This is a genomic window from Streptomyces sp. NPDC058741 (assembly GCF_042746715.1).
GTDB lineage: Bacteria > Actinomycetota > Actinomycetes > Streptomycetales > Streptomycetaceae > Streptomyces.
In genome coordinates this window covers 30,283-53,945 of sequence record NZ_JBHYQH010000021.1, presented here as the reverse complement: position 1 = coordinate 53,945, position 23,663 = coordinate 30,283, and the positions used below count along the sequence as shown (strand labels likewise).

The following is a 23,663-nucleotide window of genomic DNA, read 5'->3' as shown; positions in this document are numbered from 1 at the left end:
AACGTCAGTGCTCACCCAGCCGTTCCGCCGCCCGTGCCGTCGCCAGCAGCAGCCGCTCGCCGCCGTGCCGTGCCACCAGCTGCAGCCCGGCCGGGCAGCCGTCGGCGCCGAAGCCCGCCGGGAGACTCAGCGCCGGATGCCCGCTGAGGTTGAACGCCCAGGTGAGGGAGGTGGAGTAGCGGTCGCCTGGCCCCTCGTGGCCGTGCGGCGCGGTGGGCGCGGCCGGCGTCAGCAGCAGCTCGGCCCCGTCGAACAGGTCCGCCAGTCGCCGGTCGTTCTCCGCCCGGACCCGCCTCGCCCCGGCCTGATCGGCGCCGGGTGTGCGCAGGGCGAGCCAGGCCGGCCCGGGGTCGAGCAGGCGCGGCGGCACCCGCGGCCGGACGAGCCGTACGACCCCTGCCGTCACGAGCCGTCGCACCGCGGCCTCGGCGAGCGCGACCGGCTCCGGATCGGGCCCGGCGAAACCGAGGTCGGGGGACCACACGGCCGTGACGGGAAGGGGCGTCCCGGCCGGCACCGGCTCCCGCGACACCGCCCGCCACCAGCCGGCCGCGTCCGAGGCCGAGCGGGCGAGCACGCCGGGGACGGCCAGACCCGTACGGTCGCGGGAGGGGAGCCGCCCGCCCGTGGTCTTCAGCCCGAGCACCCCGCACCACGCCGCCGGTATCCGCACCGATCCGGCCCCGTCGGAGCCCGTCGCCAGCGGCACCAGACCGGCCGCCACCGCGACCGCCGCACCGGCCGACGATCCGCCCGGCGTCCGGTCGGCCCGCCAGGGGTTGACCGTCCGGCCCCGCGCGCCCAGCCCCCAGGTCTGCCAGCGGGTCCCGGGTCCGGGCACGGAGGTCGCGCCCACCGCGACACAGCCGGCGGCCAGCAGCGGACCGGCGGCGCGCAGCCCGCTCCGCCCCTTCACGGCGACCGGCACCCCGGCGAGCGGCAGCGTCCCGTTCTCCCCGGACGTACCACCGCGGCGCCGGTCGAGCAGCGCGTCCAGCTCCGCCGCCCGCCGCAGCGCCCGCTCGTGCCACACCTCGACGAACGCGCACAGCAGCGGATCGGCCCGGTCGATCCGCTCCAGCGCCGCCGCCACCACGTCGACCGCGCGCAGCTCCCGGGCCCGTACGCCCGCCGCGATCTCCCCGGCCGGCAGGGGCGAGGCCGTCAGCGTGCCGCTCCCGTCAGCCGGGCCAGGGCGGCCGTCTCACGCGGCGGACGCCCCCGCTCGCCGAGCCGCCAGGCCGGCACCCACGGCACGCGGTACACGTCGATGACCGACTCCAGGGCCCTGACCCGCCGCGCGAGCGGGCGCGGCAGCCGGCCCGGGGCGTCCGCCACCAGGACGACGGCGTCCAGGTCCAGCCCCGGCGGGGCCTGGCCGCGCCGGAAGGCCTCCACCGCCGCGGCGACCGTGTCCAGCCCCACCGCGTGGGTCCGCGCGACCAGCAGCACCGACGGGGGATCGGCGGGCCCGGGCCAGGCGCGGCCGCCGTCATGCCCGCCGTAGACCCCCGCGAGGGTGGAGACACCCGCGCCGCCGTGTGTGCCGACCCAGGAGAAACGCCGTGCCGTGCGGTCGTGGGCGGGCACCGGCGGCCCGGGCTCCGCGGGGGTCACCGGTCCGCGGAGCCAGATCTCCGGTCCCTGTCGCATGCCTGTCTGCATGCTCCTCTCCTCCCTCGTACGGGCGATCCTCATGCCTCGCCGGACGGCCCCTGCCGAGGTCCGAGGCCGTTGGGACGAGCCTGTGACACCGCGGTGACGTGAGAAACGAGGGCGAGCGGACACACTCGACGGTAGGTGCACTACGCCGAGTGAGGGGACGATGGCTCGACTCAGCCGCGAGAAGAAGCGGGAACAGAAGCAGGCCGCACACACGGCGGCCCCGGCGGCGCCGATCGACGTCCATGTCCCCGGGGCCGGAACGGAGACGGGGGCGGCGGCCGCGCAGGGGGTCCACGACGGTGCGACGGTCGGCGGCGTCCCGGTCTTCGCGGCACCCGGCGAGGAGATCCAGCGGGCCGTCCTCGAACGCCTCCACCACATCGCCCTGGCCACCGGCCGCCCCGTCCTCGCCACGGTCCACGACGAACGCATCGGCTACGTGGTCCCGCTCCGGGTCGACCCGGACGGGTCCAGCCACTTCACGTCCGAGCCGGTCCGCACGGCCCCGGCGGAGCCGGAGCGGCCTCAGGGCGACAAGGCCACGCACGTCCTGCGCCCCGTGCCCGAACCGGCGCGCGAGACGGCCCCGACGTTCCCGCTGAGCGCGGTACCGGGGCCGCAGCCGGCGGACGAGCCGGCACCGACGTTCGAGCTGCGGGCCGTCCAGGACCCGGCCCCGCCGGAAGCGACAGCTCCGCCAGGCACGGCCCCCCAGCCCGAAGCCACAGCTCCTTCCTCGCCTTCGGGTACGGCTGCCCCTTCTTCGTCTCCGGGCAGCGCTGCGCCCGCGGAGGCCGCGATGCCCTCGGGTCCGGTCGCGCCTCCGGGCAGCGCTGCGCCCGCGGAGGCCGCAACGCCCTCGGGTCCGGTCGCGTCTCCCGGCACGGTCGCGCCGCCCGCCGGTGAGTTCGGTCCGCCCCCGCCCATGGACGTGAGGCAATTCCCCGGCCCCCAAGCCGCCTCGGGACGCGTGCCGGGTGCGGGAGGACCCGGCCCGCAGGCGCCGGCCGGTGACGGCCCGCACGCGCAGGACCGGGCCGGGGCCGACTCGGGCGCATCTGCCGGGGCCGATTCCGGTGGGGACCCGTACGCGCCGACCGATGCCCGTCCGAACCCGTACGCCCGCACCGATCCCCCTCCGAACCCGTACGCCCGGACAGACGCCGGCCCGGCCGCGCACGCCCGCACCGATGCCGGCCCCGACTCGCAGGCCGGCACCGATCCCCCTCCGAACCCGTACGCCCGGACAGACGCCGGCCCGGCCGCGCACGCCCGCACCGATGCCGGCCCCGGCCCGCACGCCCGCACCGATGCCGGCCCGAGCCCGCACGCTCGCACCGACAACGGCCCGAGCCCGCACGCCCGCACCGACCCCGGCCCGGCCGCGCACGTGTCGGCCGATGTCCGGCCCCGGCCGCTTCCGGACGGCACCCGCCGTCCGGAACGTCAACGTGAGGCCGGTCCCGGCCGAGGCCCAGGCCCCGGCCCCGGTCTCGGCCCTCGTTCCGGCCGCACCCGCCGCGCCGTTCCCGACGCCGAAGCCGCTCTGCTCGCCGCCGATCCCGACCCCAGGCCCACCCCCGCCCGCGGCTTCGACGCCGTCGCGGAGGCCGTGCTCGGGGACGAACCTCTCGGCGCCCCGGGCGACCCGGCCCCGCCGGCGTTCCTCGTGGAGCCGGTCACGCGGATCAACGAGGCCGTGAAGGAGGGCCGGATCGAGGCGGCGGCCGCGCTGGCGGACCGGACCGTCACGCAGGCGTCCGGGACGCTCGGGCCGGAGCACCCCGAGGTGCTCCGGCTGCGCGAACTGACCGCTTACATCTCCTACTTGGCGGGAGAGCCGCTGCGCGCCTTCCAGATGTCGCTCGACCTGGCCGGTGCCCGCCGCCGTGCCGGTGACGCCGAGGGCGCCTACGGCAGCGTGCGGAGCGCCGCCACCGCCTGGCGGGCGGTGCGCGACCCGGCGCTCGGGCTGGAGCTGGGGCGCGACCTGGTCGGCCTGTGGACCGAGCTGGCCGCCGAGGACGGCCCAGCCGCCGGGGAGATCGAGGAACTGGAGTCGGCCCGGGCCCGCATGGGCCGTCTGACCGAACGCGCCCGCAACCGGTAGGCGCGGCTGGGTAGTTACTCCGACAGCTCCCACACCGCGTACGCCAGGGCGTCGCTGTTGCGGTCGAGGGCGGTGTCGTTGATGTTGGCGGTGGTGTCGCAGGAGGAGTGGTAGCAGCGGTCGAAGGACTGCCCCGCCGTACCGCCCCACTTGGCCGCCTGCGCCGCCGTCTTCGTCCGGCTCGCCCCGGTGAACAGGCCGCCCACCGGTACGCCCGCGCTCTTGAAGGGCGCGTGGTCGGAGCGGCCGTCGCCCTCGGTCTCGATCTCCGTGGGCACGCCGATGCCGCTGAAGTACGTCTGGAAGGTCTTCTCGATCGCCGGGTCGTCGTCGTAGACGAAGTAGCCGGGGTTCGGGGAGCCGATCATGTCGAAGTTGAGGTAGGCGCTGATCCGTGAACGGTCGCCGGTGGCGAGCCGGTTGACGTAGGAGCGGGAGCCGACCAGGCCGAGTTCCTCCGCGCCCCACCAGGCGAAGCGCAGGTGCTTGGTGGGCTTGTACTGCGCCCGGGACACGGCCAGCGCGGTCTCCAGGACGGCGGACGAGCCGGAGCCGTTGTCGTTGATGCCGGGCCCGGAGGAGACGCTGTCGAGGTGCGAGCCGGCCATCACGACCTGGTTCGCGTCGCCGCCGGGCCAGTCGGCGATCAGGTTGTAGCCGGTGCGGCCGGAGGCGGTGAACTGCTGGACGCTCGTGGTGTATCCGGCCGCGTCCAGTTCGGCCTTGACGTAGTCGAGCGAGGCCTTGTAGCCGGCGCGGCCGTGGGCGCGGTTGCCGCCGTTGGCGGTGGCTATGGACTGCAGTCGGGTCAGGTGGGCCTTGACGCCCGCCAGGGGTATGTCGGGCGCGGCGGCGGCTCTGGTGGGAGCGGGGGACGCGGCGTCCGCCACGGCGCCGCCGGTCAGGAGCATGGCTGTTGCCATGCCGCCTGCGGCGACGGCGCGCGCGGAAACGGAGAGCTTCATGTGGGGGCTCCGAATTCCGTCTGATGGCCCGTGGGGTGTCCACAGGCAGCCCACGGTTCATGGGGTGCCTGGATGGTGAAGGTGTGACTGACTCTCCGTCAAGACCTTGAATCGGCCAGCTGGCCGGGCCTGCCGGGCCCTCCCCGGCCCGGCGTCACTGGACGCAGAACTCGTTGCCCTCCGGGTCCGCCATGACGACCCACGTGCCGCCCTGCTCCGCCACCTGCCGCAGCATGCGCGCCCCGAGCCTCTCCAGCCGGGCGACCTCCTCCTCGCGCCGCCCCGGGCCCGGGTGCAGATCGAGGTGCAGCCGGTTCTTCGCCGTCTTCTCCTCCGGCACCCGCTGGAACAGCAGCCGCCGTCCCAGTCCCGTCCCGCTCTCCTGCTCGAAGGGGTCCTCCGGGTGCCGTACGGCCACCAGGTCGCGGAAGGCCAGGCGGCCGTGGAACTCGGCGGTGGCCTGCGTCGGCAGGGCTCCGGCCGCGAGCAGCTTCTCGATGAGCGCGCTGTTGTCCTCCGCCTCGTAGTGGAGTGCTGCCGCCCAGAAGTCGGCCTGGGCGTGCGGGTCGTTCGCGTCGATGACGACCTTGAAGTGCACGGGGGCGGGTGGTTCCGGCGTCGAAGTCATGTAACCAGTCATAGTGGTTAGATGAGTGGACGCGCGGGGGAAACGCCGGATCCGGCACCCGGGCTGACGCTGGTCTCGTTTCAGGGGAAGCGCTACCGCTTCGACGCCGGCGCCCTCTGCCTGGAGCTGCTGACCACCGGCGGCCCCGGCGCCTACGCGCGCTGGGAGGTGCTGCACGAGCCGGCGGACCTCGTCGCCTGGGCCGGGCGCAGCCGCCTGCCGGACGGGCTCGGTCTCACCGTCTCCGCCGAGGAGCTGGAGCGGGTGCGCGCCCTGCGGGACGCCCTGTTCCCGCTCGCCGTCGAGCGCGCCCACGGCCGTCCGCTGCCCACCGCCCACCTGGACGTCGTGAACGCCGCCGCGGCCGGGCCCCCGCTGGTCGCCCGCATCGCGCCGGACGGCGGCCGCGTCTGGGCCCCGGGCGCCACCGGCGCGCAGCTGCTGGCCACGGTCGCCCGTGACGCGGTCGACCTGTTCACCGGCCCGTACGCCCACCGCGTCCGCGAGTGCGGTGCCCACAACTGCTACCTCCTCTTCGTCGACACCTCCCGCCCAGGCCGCCGCCGCTGGTGCTCCATGGAGCACTGCGGCAACCGCGATAAGGTCCGGGCGCACCGGGCCCGCCAGACGCCCGCGGAGCCGAAACCGGCCCCGTAGCGCCACGGCGCCGCCCTCCGCCGGGTTGCACCACCGGCCGGCACCGGAGGACCGTTGGAGCATGGGCACGCGTGCCTGGGCGCTGCTGCTCGTCCTGTGCGGGACGATCTTCCTCGAGGGCATCGACGTCGCGATGATGGCGGTGGCGATCCCGGCCATCCGCTCCGATCTGCACCTGGCCACCGACACGGCGGCCTGGGTCATGAGCGCCTACGTGCTCGGCTACGCCGGTTTCACCCTGCTGGGCGGCCGGGCCGCCGACCTGCTCGGCCGGCGGCGGATGTTCCTGCTCTGGCTGACCGTCTTCCTCGCCTTCTCCGGCCTCGGCGGCCTGGCGACGGCTGGCTGGATGCTGGTCGTCGCCCGGTTCGTCACCGGCGTCGCCGCCGCCTTCACGGCCCCGGCCGCGCTCTCCCTGATCACCACGTCGTACGAGGAGGGACCCGGACGCGACAGGGCCCTGCTGGTCTTCGCCGGGACCGGCGCGGCCGGCTTCTCCCTCGGTCTGGTCAGCGGCGGCCTGCTCACCGGGTTCGGCTGGCGCTGGGTGTTCTTCGCGCCCGTGCTGCTGACCGCGGCCCTGCTGCTCGCCGCCCTGCGGCTGGTACCCCGCCAGGACGCCCCGCCGCGGCGCCGGCGCACCTTCGACCTGGCCGGCGCGATCACCGCCGCCGGCGCCATGCTGCTCGCCGCCTCCACCGTCGTACGGCTCGGACACGGACTGCGCGACTGGCCGCCGACCCTGGTCTCCGGGCTCGGCGCACTGCTGCTGGCCGGGGGCTTCGTGGTGTGCGAACGCCGCTCCCCGGACCCGCTCCTCCGCCTCGGCATCCTGCGCCCGGGCCCGGTCGTCCGCGCCGACCTCGGGGCGCTGCTCTTCCTGGGCGCCTTCTTCGGCTTCCAGTTCGTCGTCACGCCGTATCCGCAGGAGCTGCGCGGCTGGTCGTCCGCGCAGACCGGGCTCGCCCTGGCCGTCATGGGCATCGACGCCGTCCTCGCGCCGGTCCTCACCCCGAGGCTGGTCGCCCGCTTCGGCAACGCCCGCGTGATCGTCGCCGGTTTCGCGGTGGCCGTGGCGTCCTACGCGCTGTTCCTGTCCGTCGGCATGGACTGGTCCTACGCGATGATGCTGCCGGCGCTGCTGCTGTCCGGCGTCTCCTTCGCCCTGGCGTACGGGCCGCTGACCATCGCGGCGACGGACGGGGTCGCCGCGTCGGAGCAGGGGCTGGCGGGCGGGCTGCTGACCACCGCCACGCAGTTCGGCTCGGCGATCGGCATCGCCGCCGTGACCGCGGTCTACGGCCTGGCCTCCACGGGGTCCGGCCCCGAGGCGACGCTGTCGGCCTTCCGCGCGGCACTGGCCGTACCGGTCGCCCTGGTGGCGGTGGGCACCCTCCTGTCACTGGTGAGCGCGCGGGCGGCCCGGCGCGCGGTGCGCAACGCGTCCCAGGTGAGCAGCGTGAGCGCCAGCCACACCAGGGCGAAACCGGCCCAGCGCTGCGGCGGCATCTCCTCGTGGAAGTAGAGGATGCCGAGCAGGAACTGGAAGACCGGAGTCATGTACTGCAGCAGCCCGATGGTGGACAGGGGCACGCGGATGGCGGCCGCCCCGAAGCAGACCAGGGGGAGGGCGGTGACGATCCCGGCCGAGGCGAGCAGGGCCGCGTGGCCCGCGCCCTCGGTGGTGAAGGTCGAGTCGCCCCGCGCGCCCAGCCACGCCAGGAAGGCGAGCGCGGGAAGGAACTGGATCGCGGTCTCGGCGGCGAGCGACTCCACCCCGCCGAGGTTCACCTTCTTCTTCACCAGTCCGTACGTGGCGAAGGAGAAGGCCAGGCACAGGGAGATCCACGGCGGCCGCCCGTAGCCGAGGGTGAGCACGACGACCGCGGCGCAGCCGGTCCCCACCGCCGCCCACTGCACCGGCCGCAGCCGCTCCTTCAGCAGCAGCACGCCCATGGCGATGGTGACCAGCGGGTTGATGAAGTAACCGAGTGAGGCCTCGACGACGTGCCCGGAGTTCACGGACCAGATGTACAGGCCCCAGTTGAGGGTGATGACCGCCGCGGCGACCGTGATCAGTCCCAGCTTGCGCGGCTGGCGGAGCAGCTCACCGGCCCAGGCCCAGCGGCGCAGCACCAGCAGCGCGGCACCGACGAACACCAGCGACCACACCATCCGGTGGGCCAGGATCTCCATCGCGCCGGCGGGCTTCAGCAGGGGCCAGAACAGGGGCACCAGGCCCCACATCCCGTAGGCCGCGAAGCCGTTCAGCAGTCCTATGTGCCGCTCACCCCTCGGCTTGCGCGTCACGGCCCCTCCTTCGCACCCGGCATGTGTCCGCCGGGACGACGGTAACGCCGGGCACCCCCGGCTGTCATGCCCGTATCGGCATACGGTCATGACAGCGCGGAGGTGGGGCGGCGGGAGGCCGGCCGGGGGAGGTCAGCCCCCGAGTGCGGCGGCGACGGCCTCGGGCAGCGGGGTGGTCGGGCGGCCGATCAGACGGGACGGGTCGCCGGAGGGGACGACCAGCTCGCCCTGCTCCGGACCCTGGCGCGCGACGGGCTGGTCCACCGCGACGCCAAGCCCGTCATCCCGCCGCGCGTCGACTACTCCCGCACCGAGCTGGGCCGCGAGGCGGCCGAACAGGTCCGCGCCCTCCCGCAGTGGACGCACCGGCGCATGGACGACGTCGAGCGGGCCCGCCGGAGGTACGGCGGGGCCGAGGCCGGCCGAGCGTACGGCGGGGCCGAGGCCGGCCGGGCGCACGACGAGACCAGGGCCCGCCGGGCGCACGACGAGGCCCGGGCCGCCTTCTGATGGGCCCGGGCCTCGGGTGTGTCCGCGGCCGGGGTCAGCCGATGACGGTCCAGGTGTCGCCGCCGGTGAGGAGGGCGGCGAGGTCGCCCTTGCCGTGCTGCTCGATCGCCTGGTCGAGCTGGTCGGCCATCTCTGTGTCGTAGACGGGCCGGTCGACCGAGCGGAGCACGCCGATGGGGGTGTGGTGCAGGGTGTCGGGGTCGGCGAGGCGGGACAGCGCGAACGCCGTGGTCGGGGACGGGGCGTGCGCGTCGTGGACGAGGACGTGGTCCTCGTTGTCCGGTGTCACCGCGACCACGTTCAGGTCACCGGTCAGCGGGTCCCGTACGACGCCCTTGGAGCCGTCGGTGCCGAAGCGGATCGGCTTGCCGTGTTCCAGGCGGATCACGGCTTGCTGGGCCTGCTGTTTGTCCTTCAGGGCGTCGAAGGCGCCGTCGTTGAAGATGTTGCAGTTCTGGTAGATCTCGATCAGGGCCGTGCCCTGGTGGGCGGCGGCCTGGCGCAGTACGTCGGTGAGGTGTTTGCGGTCGGAGTCCACGGTGCGTGCGACGAAGGAGGCTTCGGCGCCGAGGGCGAGTGATACGGGGTTGAAGGGTGTGTCGAGCGAGCCCATGGGGGTGGACTTGGTGATCTTGCCGACCTCGGAGGTCGGGCTGTACTGGCCTTTGGTCAGACCGTAGATGCGGTTGTTGAACAGCAGGATCTTGAGGTTGACGTTGCGGCGCAGGGCGTGGATCAGGTGGTTGCCGCCGATGGACAGCGCGTCGCCGTCGCCGGTGACGACCCATACCGACAGGTCGCGGCGTGAGCCGGCCAGGCCGGTGGCGATGGCGGGGGCGCGGCCGTGGATGGAGTGCATCCCGTAGGTGTTCATGTAGTAGGGGAAGCGGGAGGAGCAGCCGATGCCGGAGACGAAGACGATGTTCTCCTTCGCCAGGCCCAGTTCGGGCATGAAGCCCTGCACCGCCGCGAGGATGGCGTAGTCGCCGCATCCGGGGCACCAGCGGACTTCCTGGTCGGACTTGAAGTCTTTGGTCGACTGTTTCGTCTCGGCCTTGGGTACGAGGGACAGGGCCTCGGGGGTGCGGGTGCCTGTGGTGGACGTCTCAGCCATCGATGGCCTCCTTCAGGGCCGTGGCGAGTTGTTCCGCCTTGAACGGCATGCCGTTGACCTGGTTGTAGGAGCGGGCGTCGACCAGGTATTTCGCGCGGATCAGGGTGGCGAGCTGGCCGAGGTTCATCTCGGGGACGACGATGCGCTCGTAGCGGGCGAGGATCTCGCCGAGGTTCTTCGGGAAGGGGTTGAGGTGGCGCAGGTGGGCCTGGGCGACGGTGTCTCCGGCCCTGCGCAGCCGCCGTACGGCCGCGGTGATGGGCCCGTAGGTGGATCCCCAGCCCAGGACGAGGGTGCGGGCGCTGTCGGGGTCGTCGATGTCGAGGTCGGGTACGTCGATGCCGTCGATCTTGGCCTGGCGGGTGCGGACCATGTGGTCGTGGTTGGCGGGGTCGTAGGAGATGTTGCCGGTGCCGTCCTGTTTCTCGATGCCGCCGATGCGGTGTTCCAGGCCCGGGGTGCCCGGGAGCGCCCAGGGGCGGGCCAGGGTGTGCGGGTCGCGTTTGTACGGCCAGAACACCTCGGTGCCGTCGTCGAGGGTGTGGTTCGGGCCCTGCGCGAACCGGACCCTGAGGTCGGGCAGTTCCTGCGGGTCGGGGATCCGCCAGGGCTCGGAGCCGTTGGCGAGGTAGCCGTCGGAGAGCAGGAAGACGGGTGTGCGGTAGGTGAGTGCGATCCGGGCCGCCTCCAGCGCGGCGTCGAAGCAGTCCGCCGGGGTGCGGGGGGCGACGACCGGGACCGGTGCCTCGCCGTTGCGGCCGTACATCGCCTGCAGCAGGTCCGCCTGCTCTGTCTTGGTCGGCAGACCGGTCGAGGGGCCGCCGCGCTGGATGTCCACGATCAGCAGGGGCAGCTCCAGGGAGACCGCCAGCCCGATCGTCTCCGACTTCAGCGCCACCCCCGGACCGGAGGTGGTGGTCACCGCCAGTGAGCCGCCGAACGCGGCGCCCAGCGCCGCCCCGATCCCGGCGATCTCGTCCTCCGCCTGGAAGGTCCGCACACCGAAGTTCTTGTGCCGGCTCAGCTCGTGCAGGATGTCCGAGGCCGGGGTGATCGGGTACGAGCCCAGATACAGCGGCAGATCCGCCTGCCGGGCCGCCGCGATCAGCCCGTAGGACAGGGCCAGGTTGCCGGAGATGTTGCGGTAGACACCCGGCGGGAACGCCGTCGCCGCCGGGGCGACCTCGTAGGACACCGCGAAGTCCTCGGTCGTCTCACCGAAGTTCCACCCCGCCCGGAACGCGGCGATGTTCGCCGCCGCGATACCGGGCTTCTTGGCGAACTTCGACCTCAGGAACCTCTCCGTACCCTCCGTGGGCCGGTGGTACATCCAGCTCAGCAGCCCCAGCGCGAACATGTTCTTGCTGCGCTCGGCCTCCCTGCGGGGGAGGTCGAACTCCTTGAGCGCCTCCACCGTCAGCGTGGTCAGCGGCACGGGGTGCAGGTGGTAGCCGTCCAGCGAGCCGTCCTCCAGCGGAGACGTCCCGTAGCCGACCTTCTGCATCGCCCGCCTGGTGAACTCGTCCGTGTTGACGATCACCTGCGCACCGCGCGGGAGGTCGCCGATGTTGGCCTTCAGCGCGGCCGGGTTCATCGCCACCAGCACGTTCGGCGCGTCACCGGGCGTGAGGATGTCGTGGTCGGCGAAGTGCAGCTGGAACGACGACACACCCGGCAGCGTCCCCGCGGGCGCCCGGATCTCGGCCGGGAAGTTCGGCAGCGTCGACAAGTCGTTGCCGAACGACGCGGTCTCCGAGGTGAACCGGTCACCGGTGAGCTGCATACCGTCACCCGAGTCCCCCGCGAACCTGATGATCACCCGGTCCAGGCGCCGGACGTCCTTCGCGCCCGCCGCTTTGCGCTGCTCTCCTGCGACTGCTCCGTCGGCCTGCTCCGCTGGGCTACTGACCTGGCTGGTCACTGAACTGGACCTCCTTCGAGGCGGCTGTCCCGGACAGGCCTTCCCGTAGGCCTCCCTGGATCAACCCTACGACCGCAAGGATCGCCTTCCCCGGGTCATTCGAATCTTGGACACGCCCCGGACGGTGACAGGTCCGGTCGGGAACGCGGTCGAACTGCCGGTCCTGTCAGGAGTTGAGGTAGGTCAGCACGGCCAGCACCCTGCGGTGGTCGCCGTCGCTGGGCGACAGCCCCAGCTTCAGGAAGATGTTGCTGACGTGCTTCTCGACCGCCCCGTCGCTCACCACCAGCTGCCGGGCGATCGCCGAGTTCGTCCGCCCCTCGGCCATCAGGCCCAGCACCTCCCGCTCGCGCGGTGTGAGCCTCGCCAGCACGTCCTGCTTGCGGCTGCGGCCCAGCAACTGGGCCACCACCTCGGGATCCAGGGCCGTACCGCCCTTGGCCACCCGCACCACCGCGTCCACGAACTCCCTGACCTCGGCCACCCGGTCCTTCAGCAGGTAGCCGACACCCCGGCTGGAGCCCGCGAGCAGCTCCGTGGCGTAGCGCTCCTCCACGTACTGCGACAGCACGAGCACCCCGAGCCCCGGGTGCGCCTTGCGCAGCTGCACCGCCGCCCGCACGCCCTCGTCGGTGTGCGTCGGCGGCATCCGCACGTCGGCCACGACGACGTCCGGCAGTTCGCCCTGCGCGTCCAGCTCCGTGATGGTCTTGATCAGAGCCTCCCCGTCCCCGACCCCGGCGACCACGTCGTGCCCCCGGTCGGTCAGCAGCCTGGTCAGGCCCTCCCTGAGCAGCACGGAATCCTCGGCGATGACCACCCGCACCCTGTCCTCCACGATGGTTCGGCCCCCCAGAGCCCGACGCCGCCCGTCCGCAGCCCACAACGGCTCCGCGCCCACCCGTGCGACAGGTCCAGCATTCCAGGAACGACGGGTGGATGGGGACGGACGCGAGGGGTGACGTGAGGCGCGGGGCAGTTCGCCTTCCGGTGGTTCACCTTCGGTGGTTCACCTTCGGTGGTTCACCTTCGGTGGTTCACCTTCGGTGGTTCACCTTTCAGTGATCCAGCTTGCGGTGGTTCACCTTCCGACCGGGCCGATGTCGCTCTCGCCGGGCCGGTGTCGCCTCTCGCCGCCCTTCGGGAGAGAGGGGGGCATGACCGCGGGCCAGGGGGTTCGGTCCCCTGGCCCGGTGACCACGTCAGCGAAGCCACGACCCCGCGAGGTCACCCCACGCGCTCACCCCGCGAGGTCACCCCACGCGCTCACCCCGCGAGGTCACCCCACGCGCTCACCCCGGGAGGGTCACCCCACGCGCTCACCCCGGGAGGGTCACCGCACGCGCTCACCCGCGAGGGGTCACCGCACGCGCTCACCCCGCCACGGCAGCTCCGCCGTCACCCGGGTCGGCCCGCCCGCCGGCGAGTCCACGACCAGGATCCCGTCCACCGCGTCGAGCCGCTCCGCCAGCCCGGCCAGACCGGAGCCCCGGGCGGCGTCGGCCCCGCCCACGCCGTTGTCCACGACCTGGAGCATCAGCCGGTCCTCCGCCCGCCAGACCTCCACGCCCGCCCAGCTCGCCCGCGCGTGCTTGCTGACGTTCTGCAGCAGCTCCGACACCGTGAAGTAGGCGATCCCCTCGAACGCCGGCGCCGGCCGCTCCGCCAGGTCCACCTCGACCTGCACCGGAACCGTGCACCGCGAGGCAACCGCCGACAGTGCCGCGTCCAGCCCCCGGTCCGTCAGCACCGCCGGGTGGATGCCCCGGGCCAGGTCCCGCAGCTCCCGCAGGGCCGTCTTCACCTCGCCGTGCGCCTCGTCCACCATCCGCACGGCCGTCTCCGGGTCCTCCCGGAGCTTCTCCTTCGCCAGCCCCAGATCCATCGCCAGCGCCACCAGCCGGGCCTGCGCCCCGTCGTGCAGGTCCTGCTCGATGCGCCGCAGGTCGGCCGCCGCCGCGTCGACCACGACCCCCCGGTCCGACTCCAGCTCCACCACCCGCGACGCCAGCCGCGACGGCCCCAGCAGCCCGTGCACCAGCAGCCGGTCCACCATCGTCAGCGCCCGCACGATCCACGGCGTGGCGATCGTGAAGAGCAGCCCCACCAGTGCCGTCACCGCGACCTCGAAGGCGTTGTCGAGGTAGATCCGGTGCGTCTCGTCGCCGTAGAGCTGGATCCCGTCCTGCCCCGCGTACATCGGCAGCACCCAGAACCACAGCGGATACGTCAGCAGCCCCCAGCCCAGCGTCCACAAGGTCACGGCGACGACGAACGAGAACACCGCCCAGGGCAGGTGCAGCACCGCGTACAGCAGCGCCCGCCACGAGCTGCCGCTCTTGAGGACCGCGACCATCCACGCCATGGCCCCCTGCTTCCGCATCCGCAGCGGCTCCGGCTCGGCCACGTCCAGGTCGAGCAGCGCCCGCGCCCGCGCCCGCTCCAGCACCCCGACGCCCCGGCAGCCGGCGAGCGCCCCCGCCAGCACCGGTATCCCGAGGAACGTCACCAGCAGGCCCGCACCCAGCGACACCATCGTGACCGCGTAGGTGAACAGCAGGATGCTGATCGGCAGGCTCAGCAGCACGTGACCGAGCTCGCGCCAGGTGCGGCCCTCGACCGGCGCCCGCAGCGCGGCCGGCATCCGGTGCCGCCGTTCGGTGCTCCCGGGGTGTCCGGGCCCGCCGTCGAGCCCGTATCCCTGTCCGTACTCCGTGGCCATCGGCGTCGTCCTCCTCCTCGTCCTGCGGCTGTTCCCTCGTATCTCCACCCTGCTCCGCCGCAGGTCGGCGGACCATGGAGGCCGTCGGCGTCTTGGACGGGGGGTTTTCCCCACCTGACGGACGCGCCCCGCCCGCCTACCGCGCGGGGCTCCGGCCGACGGCGTCGTCCGTGCGGTCGCGCCAGGGCAGTTCCGCCGTGACCGACGTCGGGCCGCCCTCCGGCGAGTCCAGGACGAACAGGCCGTCGACGGCGTCCAGCCGGTCCGCCAGGCCCCTCATCCCCGTACCGCCGTCGAGGCGTGCGCCCCCGCGGCCGTCGTCCCGCACCTGGATGAGCAGACGGTCCTCGGTCCGCCACACATCCACCGACGCCGACCGCGCCCCGCTGTGCTTGCTGACGTTCTGCAGCAGCTCCGAGACGGTGAAGTAGGCGATGCCCTCGATGGCCTGGGCCGGGCGCTCCGCCAGATCGACCGTCACCTTCACCGGGACCGTGCACCGCGAGGAGACCGACGACAGGGCCGCGTCCAGACCGCGGTCGGTCAGGACCGCCGGGTGGATGCCGCGGGCCAGGTCCCGCAGCTCCTGGAGCGCCAGCTTCACCTCGCCGTGCGCCTCCTCGACCATCGCCGCCGCCGCGTCCGGGTCCTCCAGCACCTTCTCCTTGGCCAGACCGAGCCCCATCGCCAGCGCCACCAGCCGGGCCTGCGCCCCGTCGTGCAGGTCCCGCTCGATACGCCGCAGGTCCGCCGCGGCCGTGTCGACCACGACCCCCCGGTCCGACTCCAGCTCGGCGATGCGCCGCTCCAGCTCGTCGGAGGGCGACAGCAGCCCGCGCACCATCGCCCGGTCGGCGTTCGCCAGGCCCCGTGCGATGAAGGGCAGCACCGGCCACAGCACGAACAGCGAGGTCAGCGTGACGGTGAAGGTGAGCACACCCCACGGCAGCCGGATGGACTCGTACAGCACCGCACGCCAGCCCACCGGGTCCTTCAGCGACATCCACAACCGCGGCAGGAAGCCGCCCGCGCCGCGCGACGGCAGCCGGCTCGGCTCGTCCACCCGTACCCCGAGCAGCGCCCTGGCCCTCGCACGCTCCATCCGGCCCAGCAGCCGCGCCCCCAGGAGACCGGCCGCCAGCAGCGGGAGCCCGACCACCGTGAGCGTCAGCCCGAAGCCGGTGGACAGCACCGTCACGACGTAGGTGAAGCCGAGCAGCGCCACCGGGAGGTTCGCCAGGAGGTGCGCGATCTCCTTCCAGGTGTGCCGGTCGTAGGCGAGACGGGGCGGCGGCGGGTGGCCGTCCTGCCCGGCCGCCGTCGTGGCCCCCTGCACGGCGGGGGACGGGAAGTGTTCGGTCATGTGCGCAAGCGTCCCCGGCGCCGGGCGGCCGCGCCATGAGGCGGTCCGCCGGCATCAACTGAGGAAAACCCTACCCCCGCGCACCAGCCCGCGACGGGCTGCTTACCCTGCCCTTATCAGGGCCTAGACTCCCGTGCGTACAGATCGCCGAACGCCGGCGTCCGTGATCCCGGCCGTGGACGGCCCGGGGGCAGCCCGGGAACGGGCCGCTGATCGTCGCGGGAACCAGTCCGAGTTTCAGGGAGCGAGGGACGGACGTGCGGGAACCGACCGTCGTCACCACGACCGTCGTCGCGGCGGACTACTTCCAGTCCTATTCGGTCGTCGGACTGCTCGCCGTGGTCGGCGTGCTGTTCGTCGCCGTCGCCTTCGGCGTCGGCCGCCTGCTGCGGCCCGTCGTCCCCACCCCCGAGAAACTCCTGACGTACGAGTGCGGTGTCGACCCGGTCGGCGAGGGCTGGGCCCACACCCAGGTCCGCTACTACGTCTACGCCTTCCTCTACGTGATCTTCGCCGTCGACTCGATCTTCCTGTTCCCCTGGGCCACCGTCTTCGCCGCCCCCGGCTACGGCGCGACGACCCTGGTCGAGATGTTCATCTTCCTCGGCTTCCTGGCCGTCGGCCTGCTCTACGCATACAAGAAGGGCGTCCTTGCATGGACGTGACCCCCTCCAGCCCCGAGCCCGTGCTGCTCCCCGAGCCGAAGCGGCTGGGCGCCCTCGCGCGCCTCGCACCCGAGCCGATGAAGGTGATCCTCAACTGGGGCCGCCGCTACTCGCTCTGGGTCTTCAACTTCGGCCTCGCCTGCTGCGCGATCGAGTTCATCGCCGCGTCGATGGCCCGCCACGACTTCATCCGCCTCGGCGTCATCCCCTTCGCACCGGGCCCCCGCCAGGCCGACCTCATGGTCGTCTCCGGCACGGTCACCGACAAGATGGCCCCGGCGGTGAAGCGCCTCTACGAGCAGATGCCCGAGCCCAAGTACGTCATCTCCTTCGGCGCGTGCAGCAACTGCGGCGGCCCCTACTGGGACTCCTACTCCGTCACCAAGGGCGTCGACCAGATCATCCCCGTCGACGTCTACGTCCCCGGCTGCCCGCCCCGGCCCGAGGCGCTGCTCCAGGGCATCCTCAAGCTCCAGGAGAAGATCGCCCGCGAGTCGCTGGGGGAGCGCTACGGCAGTGCGGCCGACCGCCCGTCGACCGCGGCACTGCAGAGTGGACTGGTACGGCCGCCGGCTCCGGCTCCCGCCCCCGCAGCCTCGGACACCGCTCGGGCGTCGGCTTCCGATGCGGGCGGGGGTTCGGCTCCGGGTGCTGCTCCGGCTTCCGGTGCTGCTCCGACCGCGGCTCCGGCTTCGGGTGCCGGTCCGGCTTCGGGGCCGGCTTCGGCTTCCGGTGCTGCTCCGACCGCGGCTCCGGCTCCGGCTTCTGATCCTGCTCCGGCCGCGGGTCCGGACGCGACGGGTGGGGAGGGACGATGACCGCGGTCGGCTGGCTCCCCGCCGACGCCGGGGAACTCTTCGGCCCGGACGCCACCGCCGAGGAGTCCTACGAGGTCCTCACGGTCGACGTCCCCCCGGCGACCTGGATCTCCGCCCTGGAGACCGCCCGCGACCGGCTCGGCTGCACCTACTTCGACTGGCTGAGCGCCGTCGACGAACCCGGCACGGGCTTCCGCGTCTCGGCCCACGTGGCGGCGCTCTCCCCGCTGCGGCGCCTCCTGCTGCGTACGACCGTTCCGCACGAGGCCGCCGCCCTGCCCTCGGCGGTCGGCGTCTACGCGGGCGCCGCCTGGCACGAGCGCGAGACCCACGAGATGTTCGGCATCACCTTCGAGGGCCACCCCGGGCTGGACCATCTGCTCCTGCCCGAGAACTTCGAAGGCCACCCCCTGCGCAAGGACTTCGTCCTCGCCGCCCGCGTCGCCAAGGCCTGGCCGGGCGCGAAGGAGCCGGGCGAGTCGGAACACGGCGGCCCCAAGCGCCGCCAGATGCTCCCGCCCGGCGTCCCCGACCCCAACGAGTGGGGCCCCCTGAAGGGCCAGCTCCCCCCGGCCCCGGCCCGCCCGGCCCGGGGCACGGGCCGCGCAGGAGGCGAACGCCCGGCCCGTGCGGCTCGCGCGGCTCGTCCGGCCGGGGAACGCCCGGCTGGGGAACGTCAGGTCGGCGAACGTCCGGCTGGGGAACGTCAGGTCGGCGAACGTCCGGTGCGGCGTACGCGGTCGGCTTCGGAAGGCTCGGCGAGCCAGGTCCCGGCCGAGACGCGGGGGGCGGAAGTGAAGCCCACGTCGGTCGAAGCCGGTGAAGCCTCCGAAGCCGCCCAGGTCGCCGAGGCGAGGGCCTCGGAAACAGGGGCCTCGGCCGCAGAGGCCGCCCCCACGACGCCCAAGGCCGATGAGGCCGGGTCCCCGCGTCCGTCGGCGGAGCCGCGCCGTGCGCGCGGCGCGAGCGAGGGCTCGGCGTCGCAGCGGAGCCGTTCGGCAGGCACTTCCAGCGGCCCCCGCCGGGCGCGCAGCGCATCGGAGGGCAGCGCCGGCCAGCGGTCCGCCACCGGCTCCGGGGAGAGGGACGGCGGCGCCGAGGAGACAGCCCGTGAGGCAGCCGGAGCCGCACGCGCCCCGCGCAGCTCGGACGCTCCCTGGCACCACGCCCGCCCGGCCTTCGAGGAGGACCGTGCGGGGCGGGACGCGCCGGCGCAGCCCGAGAAGCCCACCGGGTCGGCGGACAACTCGCAAGACGAAGACCAGGCCTCAGCAGAGGGCAGGGAACCCACCAAACCCATGGGACCCCAAAAGCCCACCGACGCCACCGACCCCACTGACGCGACAGACGCGACAGACGCCACAGGAGGCCCGCAGTGAACGACGCGCTCGACGTCACCCTGCGACTCCTGATCGTCTTCGTCGTCTTCCTCACCCTCCCCTTGGTCATCGGCCAGACCGAGCACAAGGTGATGGCCCACATGCAGGGCCGCCTCGGCCCCATGTACGCCGGCGGCTTCCACGGCTGGGCCCAGCTGATCGCCGACGGCGTGAAGTTCGCACAGAAGGAGGACGTCGTCCCCGCGGGCGCCGACCGCCGCATCTTCCAACTGGCTCCCGCCGTCGCCCTCCTGCCCTACCTCCTCGTCCTGCTCGCCATCCCGATCGGCCCGGGGGAGGGAGCCGTCGGCCAGGTCATCGACGCGGGCGTCTTCTTCGTCCTGGCCGTCATGGGCGTCGGCGTCCTCGGCTCGCTGATGGCCGGCTGGGCGTCCGCGAACAAGTTCTCCCTCCTCGGCGGCCTCCGCACCGCCGCCCAGCTCCTCGCCTACGAACTGCCGATGCTGCTGACCGCCGCCTCGGTGGCGATGGCCGCCGGCACCGTCTCCCTCCCCGGCATCCTCGACGCCTTCGAGTGGTGGTGGCTGCCCTGGCAGATCGTCGGTGCGACCGTCTTCTTCGTCGCCGGGCTCGCCGAGCTCCAGCGCCCGCCCTTCGACATGCCCGTCGCCGACTCGGAGATCATCTTCGGCGCGTACACCGAGTACACCGGCCTCCGCTTCGCTCTGTTCCTCCTCGCCGAGTACGCCGGGATCGTCGTCCTCTGCGGCCTGACCACCGTCCTGTTCCTGGGCGGCTGGCACGGCCCCTGGGGCGCCGAAGGCCTCGGCTGGGTCTGGACCCTGCTGAAGACCGCCGTCCTCGCCTTCATCGTGATCTGGCTCCGCGTCACCTACCCCCGCCTGCGCGAGGACCAGCTCCAGAGACTCGCCTGGACGCTCCTCGTGCCCCTCGCCCTCACCCAGATCGCCCTCACCGGCATCGTCAAGGTGGTGATCCAGTAACCATGGCCCCGATTCCAGGAAGTGGCCTGGCCAAGGGCCTGGCCGTCACCCTCCGCACGATGACGAGGAAGTCCGTCACCGCGCAGTACCCCGACGCCCAGCCCGACCTCCCGCCCCGCACCCGCGGCGTGATCGGCCTGTTCGAGGAGAACTGCACGGTCTGCATGCTCTGCGCCCGTGAGTGCCCGGACTGGTGCATCTACATCGACTCCCACAAGGAGACGGTCCCTGCGGCGACCCCCGGAGGCCGCGAACGCAGCCGCAACGTCCTCGACCGCTTCGCCATCGACTTCTCCCTGTGCATGTACTGCGGTATCTGCATCGAGGTCTGTCCTTTCGACGCCCTGTTCTGGTCCCCTGAGTTCGAGTACGCCGAGACCGACATCCGCGACCTCACCCACGAGCGCGACAAGCTCCGCGAGTGGATGTGGACCGTCCCCGCCCCGCCGGCCCTCGACCCCGGCGCGGAGGAACCGAAGGAACTCGCCAGCGCCCGCAAGACCGCCGACAAACTCGCCGCCCAACAGGCTCAGCAGGCCGAGCAGGCCGAGCAGGCTCAGCAGGCCGAGCCGGCGGAGCAGGCCCAGAACCAGCCGACCCACAGGTCCCACAGGTCCCAACGGACCCAGCCGTCCCAAAGGACCCAGCCGTCCCAGCGCACCCAGCCGTCCCCGTCGGACCCGTCGGCTGAGCCGGCCGCGTCACCCTCCGCACCGCACGCCGACGAGCAGGCCCGGGCGGCCGAGCAGCCCACCCGCCCGCACGGCGACTCCAAGCAGCAGACCGATCAGCCTAAGCCCGGGCAGGAGGGCCAGGAATGACCCTCGCCGCAACCACCGGTCTCCTCGCGACGGGCCCGGCCCCCGGAATCGCCGCCGAGACACACGGCTTCCTGTCCCCGACCGGTGTCGAGATCGCCTTCCTCCTCGTCGGCCTGGTCACCTTCGGCGCCGCGCTCGTCACCGTCACCACCCGGCAGATGGTGCACGCCGCCCTGTGGCTTGTGGTCGCCCTCGGCGGTCTGGCCGTCGAGTACCTCCTGCTCACCGCCGAGTTCATCGCCTGGGTGCAGGTCCTCATCTACGTCGGATCCGTCGTCGTCCTCCTCCTGTTCGGTCTGATGCTCACCCGAGCCCCCATCGGCCGCTCCCCGGACGCCGACTCCGGCAACCGCTGGGCCGCCCTCACCGTGGCCGTCGCCGCGGCCGCCGCCCTGATCTGGGTCGTCGTCGACGCCTTCCGCACGACCTGGATCGACCTCGGCGGCCCCGCCGCCGGCTCCACCGAGGTCACCGGCGCGAGCCTCTTCCAGAACTGGGTCCTCCCCTTCGAGGCCCTCTCCGTCCTCCTGCTCGCCGCGCTGGTCGGCGCGATCGTCCTGTCCCGCAAGGCGAAGGCCGACGCCGCCGCCCCGGCCGCCCGGGGCACCGTCCGGCACGACGACACGGAAGGGGCCCGCTGATGCACCTCGCCTATCCCGCCGTGCTCTCCGCCCTCCTGTTCTGCACGGGCCTGTACGGCGTCCTAGCCCGGCGCAACGCCATCCTGGTGCTGATGTCGGTCGAGCTGATGCTCAACGCCGTCAACCTCAACCTGGTCGCCTTCGACGTCTGGCTCAGCAAGACGGCCGAGGAGACCCTGCACTCCGGCCAGGCCCTCACCCTGTTCACCATCGCCATCGCCGCGGCCGAGATCGGCATCGGCCTGGCGATCGTCCTGGCCGTCCACCGCAACCGCGGCACCGCGGACATCGACAAGCTCCGCGACACCGCCGAACCGCACGACCCCCACGGCCCCGACAGCGACGGCTCCGGCGGCGACGCCCGCACGGCCGGGCCGGCCGACGAGGCCCAGAAGGCTGAGGCCACCGCGTGACCACGACCACCCTCGCCGTCCTCGTCCCCCTCCTTCCCCTCCTCGGTTCCGCGGCCGGCCTGCTCCTGGGCCGTACGGCCCCCGGCTTCGTCCGCCCGCTCGCCGTCCTGCCGACCCTGACCTCCCTGGTCCTCGCCGCGCTGCTCGCCGCACGCCAGGGCGGAGACCAAGCCGTCGACGCGGCCACGGAACTCGCGCCCACCGGCTCCGTCCCGGTCGAACTCGCCCTGCACATCGACGGCTTCGCCGCCCTTGTCGCCGTCCTGGTCGGCCTGGTCGCCTCCTGTGTGCAGATCTACTCGACGGGCTACCTGCGCGACGACCCGCGCTACCCGTCCTACGCCGCCCTCGTCTCGCTGTTCACCTCCGCGATGCTCCTGGTCGTCTACTCCGGCGACCTGATCGTGCTGCTGGTCGGCTGGGAGGTCATGGGCATCTGCTCCTACTTCCTGGTCGGCCACTACTGGGAGACCCCGGAGGCCCGCGCCGCCTCCCTCAAGGCCTTCCTGGTCACCAAGCTCGGCGACGTCCCCTTCCTCATCGGCCTGTTCGCCCTGGCCACCGACGCCGGCTCGTTCCGCATCAGCCGCGTCCTGGCCGCCGTCGCGAGCGGCTCCCTCGAGCACCCGACAGTGATCGCGCTGCTGCTCCTGGCGGGCGTGGCGGGCAAGTCGGCGCAGTTCCCGCTGCACACCTGGCTTCCCGACGCGATGGCAGGCCCCACCCCCGTCTCGGCGCTGATCCACGCCGCCACGATGGTCGCCGCCGGTGTCTACTTCATCGCCCGTCTCCTCCCGGTGTTCGAGGCCTCCCAGGCCGCGATGGTCGTCCTCGCCTTCATGGCCGCCGTCACCATGGCCGGCTCGGGGCTCGCCGCCCTCGCCCAGGACGACATCAAGCGCGTCCTCGCCTACTCGACGATCGGCCAGCTCGGCTACATGACCGGCGCCCTCGCCGTCGGCGACCGCGGTGCCGCCGTCTTCCACCTCCTGTCCCACGGCGCCTTCAAGGCGCTGCTGTTCCTCGCGGCGGGCGTGATCATCCACGCCGCCGGCACCAACTCACTGGCCGCCATGTCCCGCATGGGCAAGCTGCGCGACCGCGTCCCGGACGCCTACTGGACGATGACCGTGGCGCTGCTCGCACTCGCCGCGATCCCGCCGTTCAGCGGCTTCTTCTCCAAGGAGGCCGTCCTCGGCGCCGCCGAACACGTGATCGGCGGACACACCGACCACGCCCCCACTGCGGCGGGCTGGATCGTCCTCGTCTCCGGTCTGGTCACGGCGCTGCTCACCGCCGCCTACGCGATGCGCCTGTGGCTGCTGGCCTTCCGGGGCCGGGGCACCGAAGCGCCCGACCACGGCAGGCAGCCGCTGACCATGACCGTCGTGCTCTGGGTGCTGGCCATCCCCTCCCTGGCCCTCGGCGGGTTCTTCTTCCGCGTGCTGCCCGACTGGTTCGACGGCCGCGACCTCGGCCCCACCCTGACCACCTCCGTGCTCGGCACGGGCGTGGCCCTGGTCGGCGGCATCCTCACGTACGGCGCCTGGCGCCACACCACCGCGCTCGCGGCCCGCTTCCCCCTGGGCGCCGTCGCGGCCCACCCGGAGGGCGACGCCGGACTGGTCGAGGCGGAGGCCATCGCCAGCCACAGGCCGGCGTACGGCGACATCGCCTACGCGCCCGACCCCGCAGACCCGGGACGGCTCCTGCTCGGCCCTCTGCACCGGCATGCTGCCGCCGGCTTCCACCTGGACGCCGTGTACTCGGCCCTCTTCGTCCGCCCGGTCCAGGCCGCAGCGAGCCTCGTCCGGTTCCTCGACCGCGAGGTCGTCGAGACCTACGTACGGGGTGCGGGTGCGCTGCCGCGCTGGCTGGGCGCCGCCGTACGGCGCGCCCAGACCGGCAACGTCCAGACCTATGTGAGCGCGCTGCTCGCCGGCACCGTCGTCCTCGCGGTCGCCGCCGTCCTCGTCGCCACGGGAGCGTGAGCAGG

At 73.2% G+C, this 23,663-nt stretch carries 21 protein-coding genes and 1 pseudogene; 12 read left to right on the top strand and 10 right to left on the bottom strand.

Annotated elements, in window-relative coordinates; translation table 11 throughout:
- Positions 1-4 precede the first annotated feature (4 nt).
- Together ACFW6P_RS18730 and ACFW6P_RS18725 are read right to left on the bottom strand one after the other, a co-directional pair.
- Positions 5-1,093 carry an amidase gene (locus ACFW6P_RS18730; protein WP_386349497.1) on the bottom strand — a complete coding sequence of 363 codons (1,089 nt, stop codon included), beginning with the start codon at positions 1,091-1,093 and terminating at the stop codon, positions 5-7.
- A gap of 71 nt (positions 1,094-1,164) precedes the next feature.
- Positions 1,165-1,665 carry a DUF6668 family protein gene (locus tag ACFW6P_RS18725; protein ID WP_386349500.1) on the bottom strand — a complete coding sequence of 167 codons (501 nt, stop codon included), beginning with the start codon at positions 1,663-1,665 and terminating at the stop codon, positions 1,165-1,167.
- 160 nt (positions 1,666-1,825) lie between these two features.
- Between ACFW6P_RS18725 and ACFW6P_RS18720 the strand changes: the two genes are divergently transcribed.
- Complete coding sequence (locus ACFW6P_RS18720; RefSeq protein ID WP_386349503.1) at positions 1,826-3,775, top strand: tetratricopeptide repeat protein; 1,950 nt, start codon at positions 1,826-1,828, stop codon at positions 3,773-3,775.
- Between the two features lie 14 nt (positions 3,776-3,789).
- Here the strand turns inward: ACFW6P_RS18720 and ACFW6P_RS18715 are convergent, their stop codons facing one another.
- Entirely contained in the window at positions 3,790-4,740 is a 951-nt protein-coding gene (locus ACFW6P_RS18715) for a M28 family metallopeptidase (RefSeq protein ID WP_386349506.1), read from the bottom strand.
- A 154-nt stretch (positions 4,741-4,894) separates the two neighbouring features.
- The gene (locus ACFW6P_RS18710; RefSeq protein WP_386349508.1) at positions 4,895-5,368 is read right to left on the bottom strand and encodes a VOC family protein; all 474 of its coding nucleotides are present in this window, start codon (positions 5,366-5,368) and stop codon (positions 4,895-4,897) included.
- 21 nt (positions 5,369-5,389) lie between these two features.
- On the opposite strand from ACFW6P_RS18710, the gene ACFW6P_RS18705 reads away from it, so the two are divergent.
- Positions 5,390-6,025, top strand: coding sequence for a CGNR zinc finger domain-containing protein (locus tag ACFW6P_RS18705; protein ID WP_386424159.1), 636 nt, complete (start codon positions 5,390-5,392; stop codon positions 6,023-6,025).
- A 61-nt stretch (positions 6,026-6,086) separates the two neighbouring features.
- Positions 6,087-7,289 (top strand): annotated as a pseudogene (locus ACFW6P_RS18700) (MFS transporter); the annotation flags it as partial.
- A gap of 32 nt (positions 7,290-7,321) precedes the next feature.
- Here ACFW6P_RS18700 and rarD read toward each other — a convergent pair.
- Positions 7,322-8,335, bottom strand: coding sequence for an EamA family transporter RarD (rarD, locus tag ACFW6P_RS18695; RefSeq protein ID WP_386349514.1), 1,014 nt, complete (start codon positions 8,333-8,335; stop codon positions 7,322-7,324).
- 66 nt (positions 8,336-8,401) lie between these two features.
- On the opposite strand from rarD, the gene ACFW6P_RS18690 reads away from it, so the two are divergent.
- Complete coding sequence (locus ACFW6P_RS18690) at positions 8,402-8,845, top strand: winged helix-turn-helix transcriptional regulator (RefSeq protein ID WP_386349517.1); 444 nt, start codon at positions 8,402-8,404, stop codon at positions 8,843-8,845.
- A 34-nt stretch (positions 8,846-8,879) separates the two neighbouring features.
- Here ACFW6P_RS18690 and ACFW6P_RS18685 read toward each other — a convergent pair whose 3' ends face one another.
- From ACFW6P_RS18685 to ACFW6P_RS18665, 5 genes are all read right to left on the bottom strand, one after another.
- Positions 8,880-9,959, bottom strand: a complete 1,080-nt coding sequence (locus tag ACFW6P_RS18685; protein ID WP_386424157.1) for a 2-oxoacid:ferredoxin oxidoreductase subunit beta — start codon at positions 9,957-9,959, stop codon at positions 8,880-8,882.
- Positions 9,952-11,880: a 2-oxoacid:acceptor oxidoreductase subunit alpha gene (locus ACFW6P_RS18680; protein ID WP_386349523.1), complete on the bottom strand. Its 1,929-nt coding sequence runs from the start codon at positions 11,878-11,880 to the stop codon at positions 9,952-9,954. The genes ACFW6P_RS18685 and ACFW6P_RS18680 overlap by 8 nt, the downstream gene beginning before the upstream one ends.
- Positions 11,881-12,046: 166 nt before the next feature.
- Positions 12,047-12,706, bottom strand: coding sequence for a LuxR C-terminal-related transcriptional regulator (locus ACFW6P_RS18675; RefSeq protein WP_386349899.1), 660 nt, complete (start codon positions 12,704-12,706; stop codon positions 12,047-12,049).
- Positions 12,707-13,240: 534 nt separating this feature from the next.
- Complete coding sequence (locus ACFW6P_RS18670) at positions 13,241-14,602, bottom strand: sensor histidine kinase (RefSeq protein WP_386424155.1); 1,362 nt, start codon at positions 14,600-14,602, stop codon at positions 13,241-13,243.
- A 136-nt stretch (positions 14,603-14,738) separates the two neighbouring features.
- The gene (locus ACFW6P_RS18665) at positions 14,739-15,965 is read right to left on the bottom strand and encodes a sensor histidine kinase (RefSeq protein WP_386424153.1); all 1,227 of its coding nucleotides are present in this window, start codon (positions 15,963-15,965) and stop codon (positions 14,739-14,741) included.
- Between the two features lie 257 nt (positions 15,966-16,222).
- Here ACFW6P_RS18665 and ACFW6P_RS18660 point away from each other — a divergent pair, with 257 nt between their 5' ends.
- Genes ACFW6P_RS18660 through ACFW6P_RS18625 form a run of 8 tightly spaced genes read left to right on the top strand, consistent with a single transcriptional unit; the run spans position 16,223 to position 23,658 of the window.
- Positions 16,223-16,630, top strand: a complete 408-nt coding sequence (locus ACFW6P_RS18660) for an NADH-quinone oxidoreductase subunit A (protein ID WP_386349530.1) — start codon at positions 16,223-16,225, stop codon at positions 16,628-16,630.
- Positions 16,621-17,448 (top strand): NADH-quinone oxidoreductase subunit B, encoded by an 828-nt coding sequence (locus ACFW6P_RS18655; RefSeq protein ID WP_386349533.1) that lies wholly within the window; start codon positions 16,621-16,623, stop codon positions 17,446-17,448. The genes ACFW6P_RS18660 and ACFW6P_RS18655 overlap by 10 nt, the downstream gene beginning before the upstream one ends.
- The gene (locus tag ACFW6P_RS18650; RefSeq protein WP_386424151.1) at positions 17,445-18,827 is read left to right on the top strand and encodes an NADH-quinone oxidoreductase subunit C; all 1,383 of its coding nucleotides are present in this window, start codon (positions 17,445-17,447) and stop codon (positions 18,825-18,827) included. Before ACFW6P_RS18655 ends, ACFW6P_RS18650 begins: the two co-directional genes overlap by 4 nt.
- Positions 18,824-19,792 carry an NADH-quinone oxidoreductase subunit H gene (locus ACFW6P_RS18645; protein ID WP_386349539.1) on the top strand — a complete coding sequence of 323 codons (969 nt, stop codon included), beginning with the start codon at positions 18,824-18,826 and terminating at the stop codon, positions 19,790-19,792. The genes ACFW6P_RS18650 and ACFW6P_RS18645 overlap by 4 nt, the downstream gene beginning before the upstream one ends.
- Positions 19,793-19,794: 2 nt before the next feature.
- On the top strand, positions 19,795-20,613 hold the full coding sequence (locus ACFW6P_RS18640) for a 4Fe-4S binding protein (RefSeq protein ID WP_386349542.1): 819 nt from the start codon (positions 19,795-19,797) through the stop codon (positions 20,611-20,613).
- Positions 20,610-21,254, top strand: a complete 645-nt coding sequence (locus ACFW6P_RS18635; RefSeq protein WP_386349544.1) for an NADH-quinone oxidoreductase subunit J — start codon at positions 20,610-20,612, stop codon at positions 21,252-21,254. Before ACFW6P_RS18640 ends, ACFW6P_RS18635 begins: the two co-directional genes overlap by 4 nt.
- On the top strand, positions 21,254-21,667 hold the full coding sequence (gene nuoK / locus ACFW6P_RS18630) for an NADH-quinone oxidoreductase subunit NuoK (RefSeq protein ID WP_386424149.1): 414 nt from the start codon (positions 21,254-21,256) through the stop codon (positions 21,665-21,667). The genes ACFW6P_RS18635 and nuoK overlap by 1 nt, the downstream gene beginning before the upstream one ends.
- On the top strand, positions 21,664-23,658 hold the full coding sequence (locus tag ACFW6P_RS18625) for an NADH-quinone oxidoreductase subunit L (protein ID WP_386424147.1): 1,995 nt from the start codon (positions 21,664-21,666) through the stop codon (positions 23,656-23,658). The genes nuoK and ACFW6P_RS18625 overlap by 4 nt, the downstream gene beginning before the upstream one ends.
- The last annotated feature ends 5 nt before the right edge of the window (positions 23,659-23,663 follow it).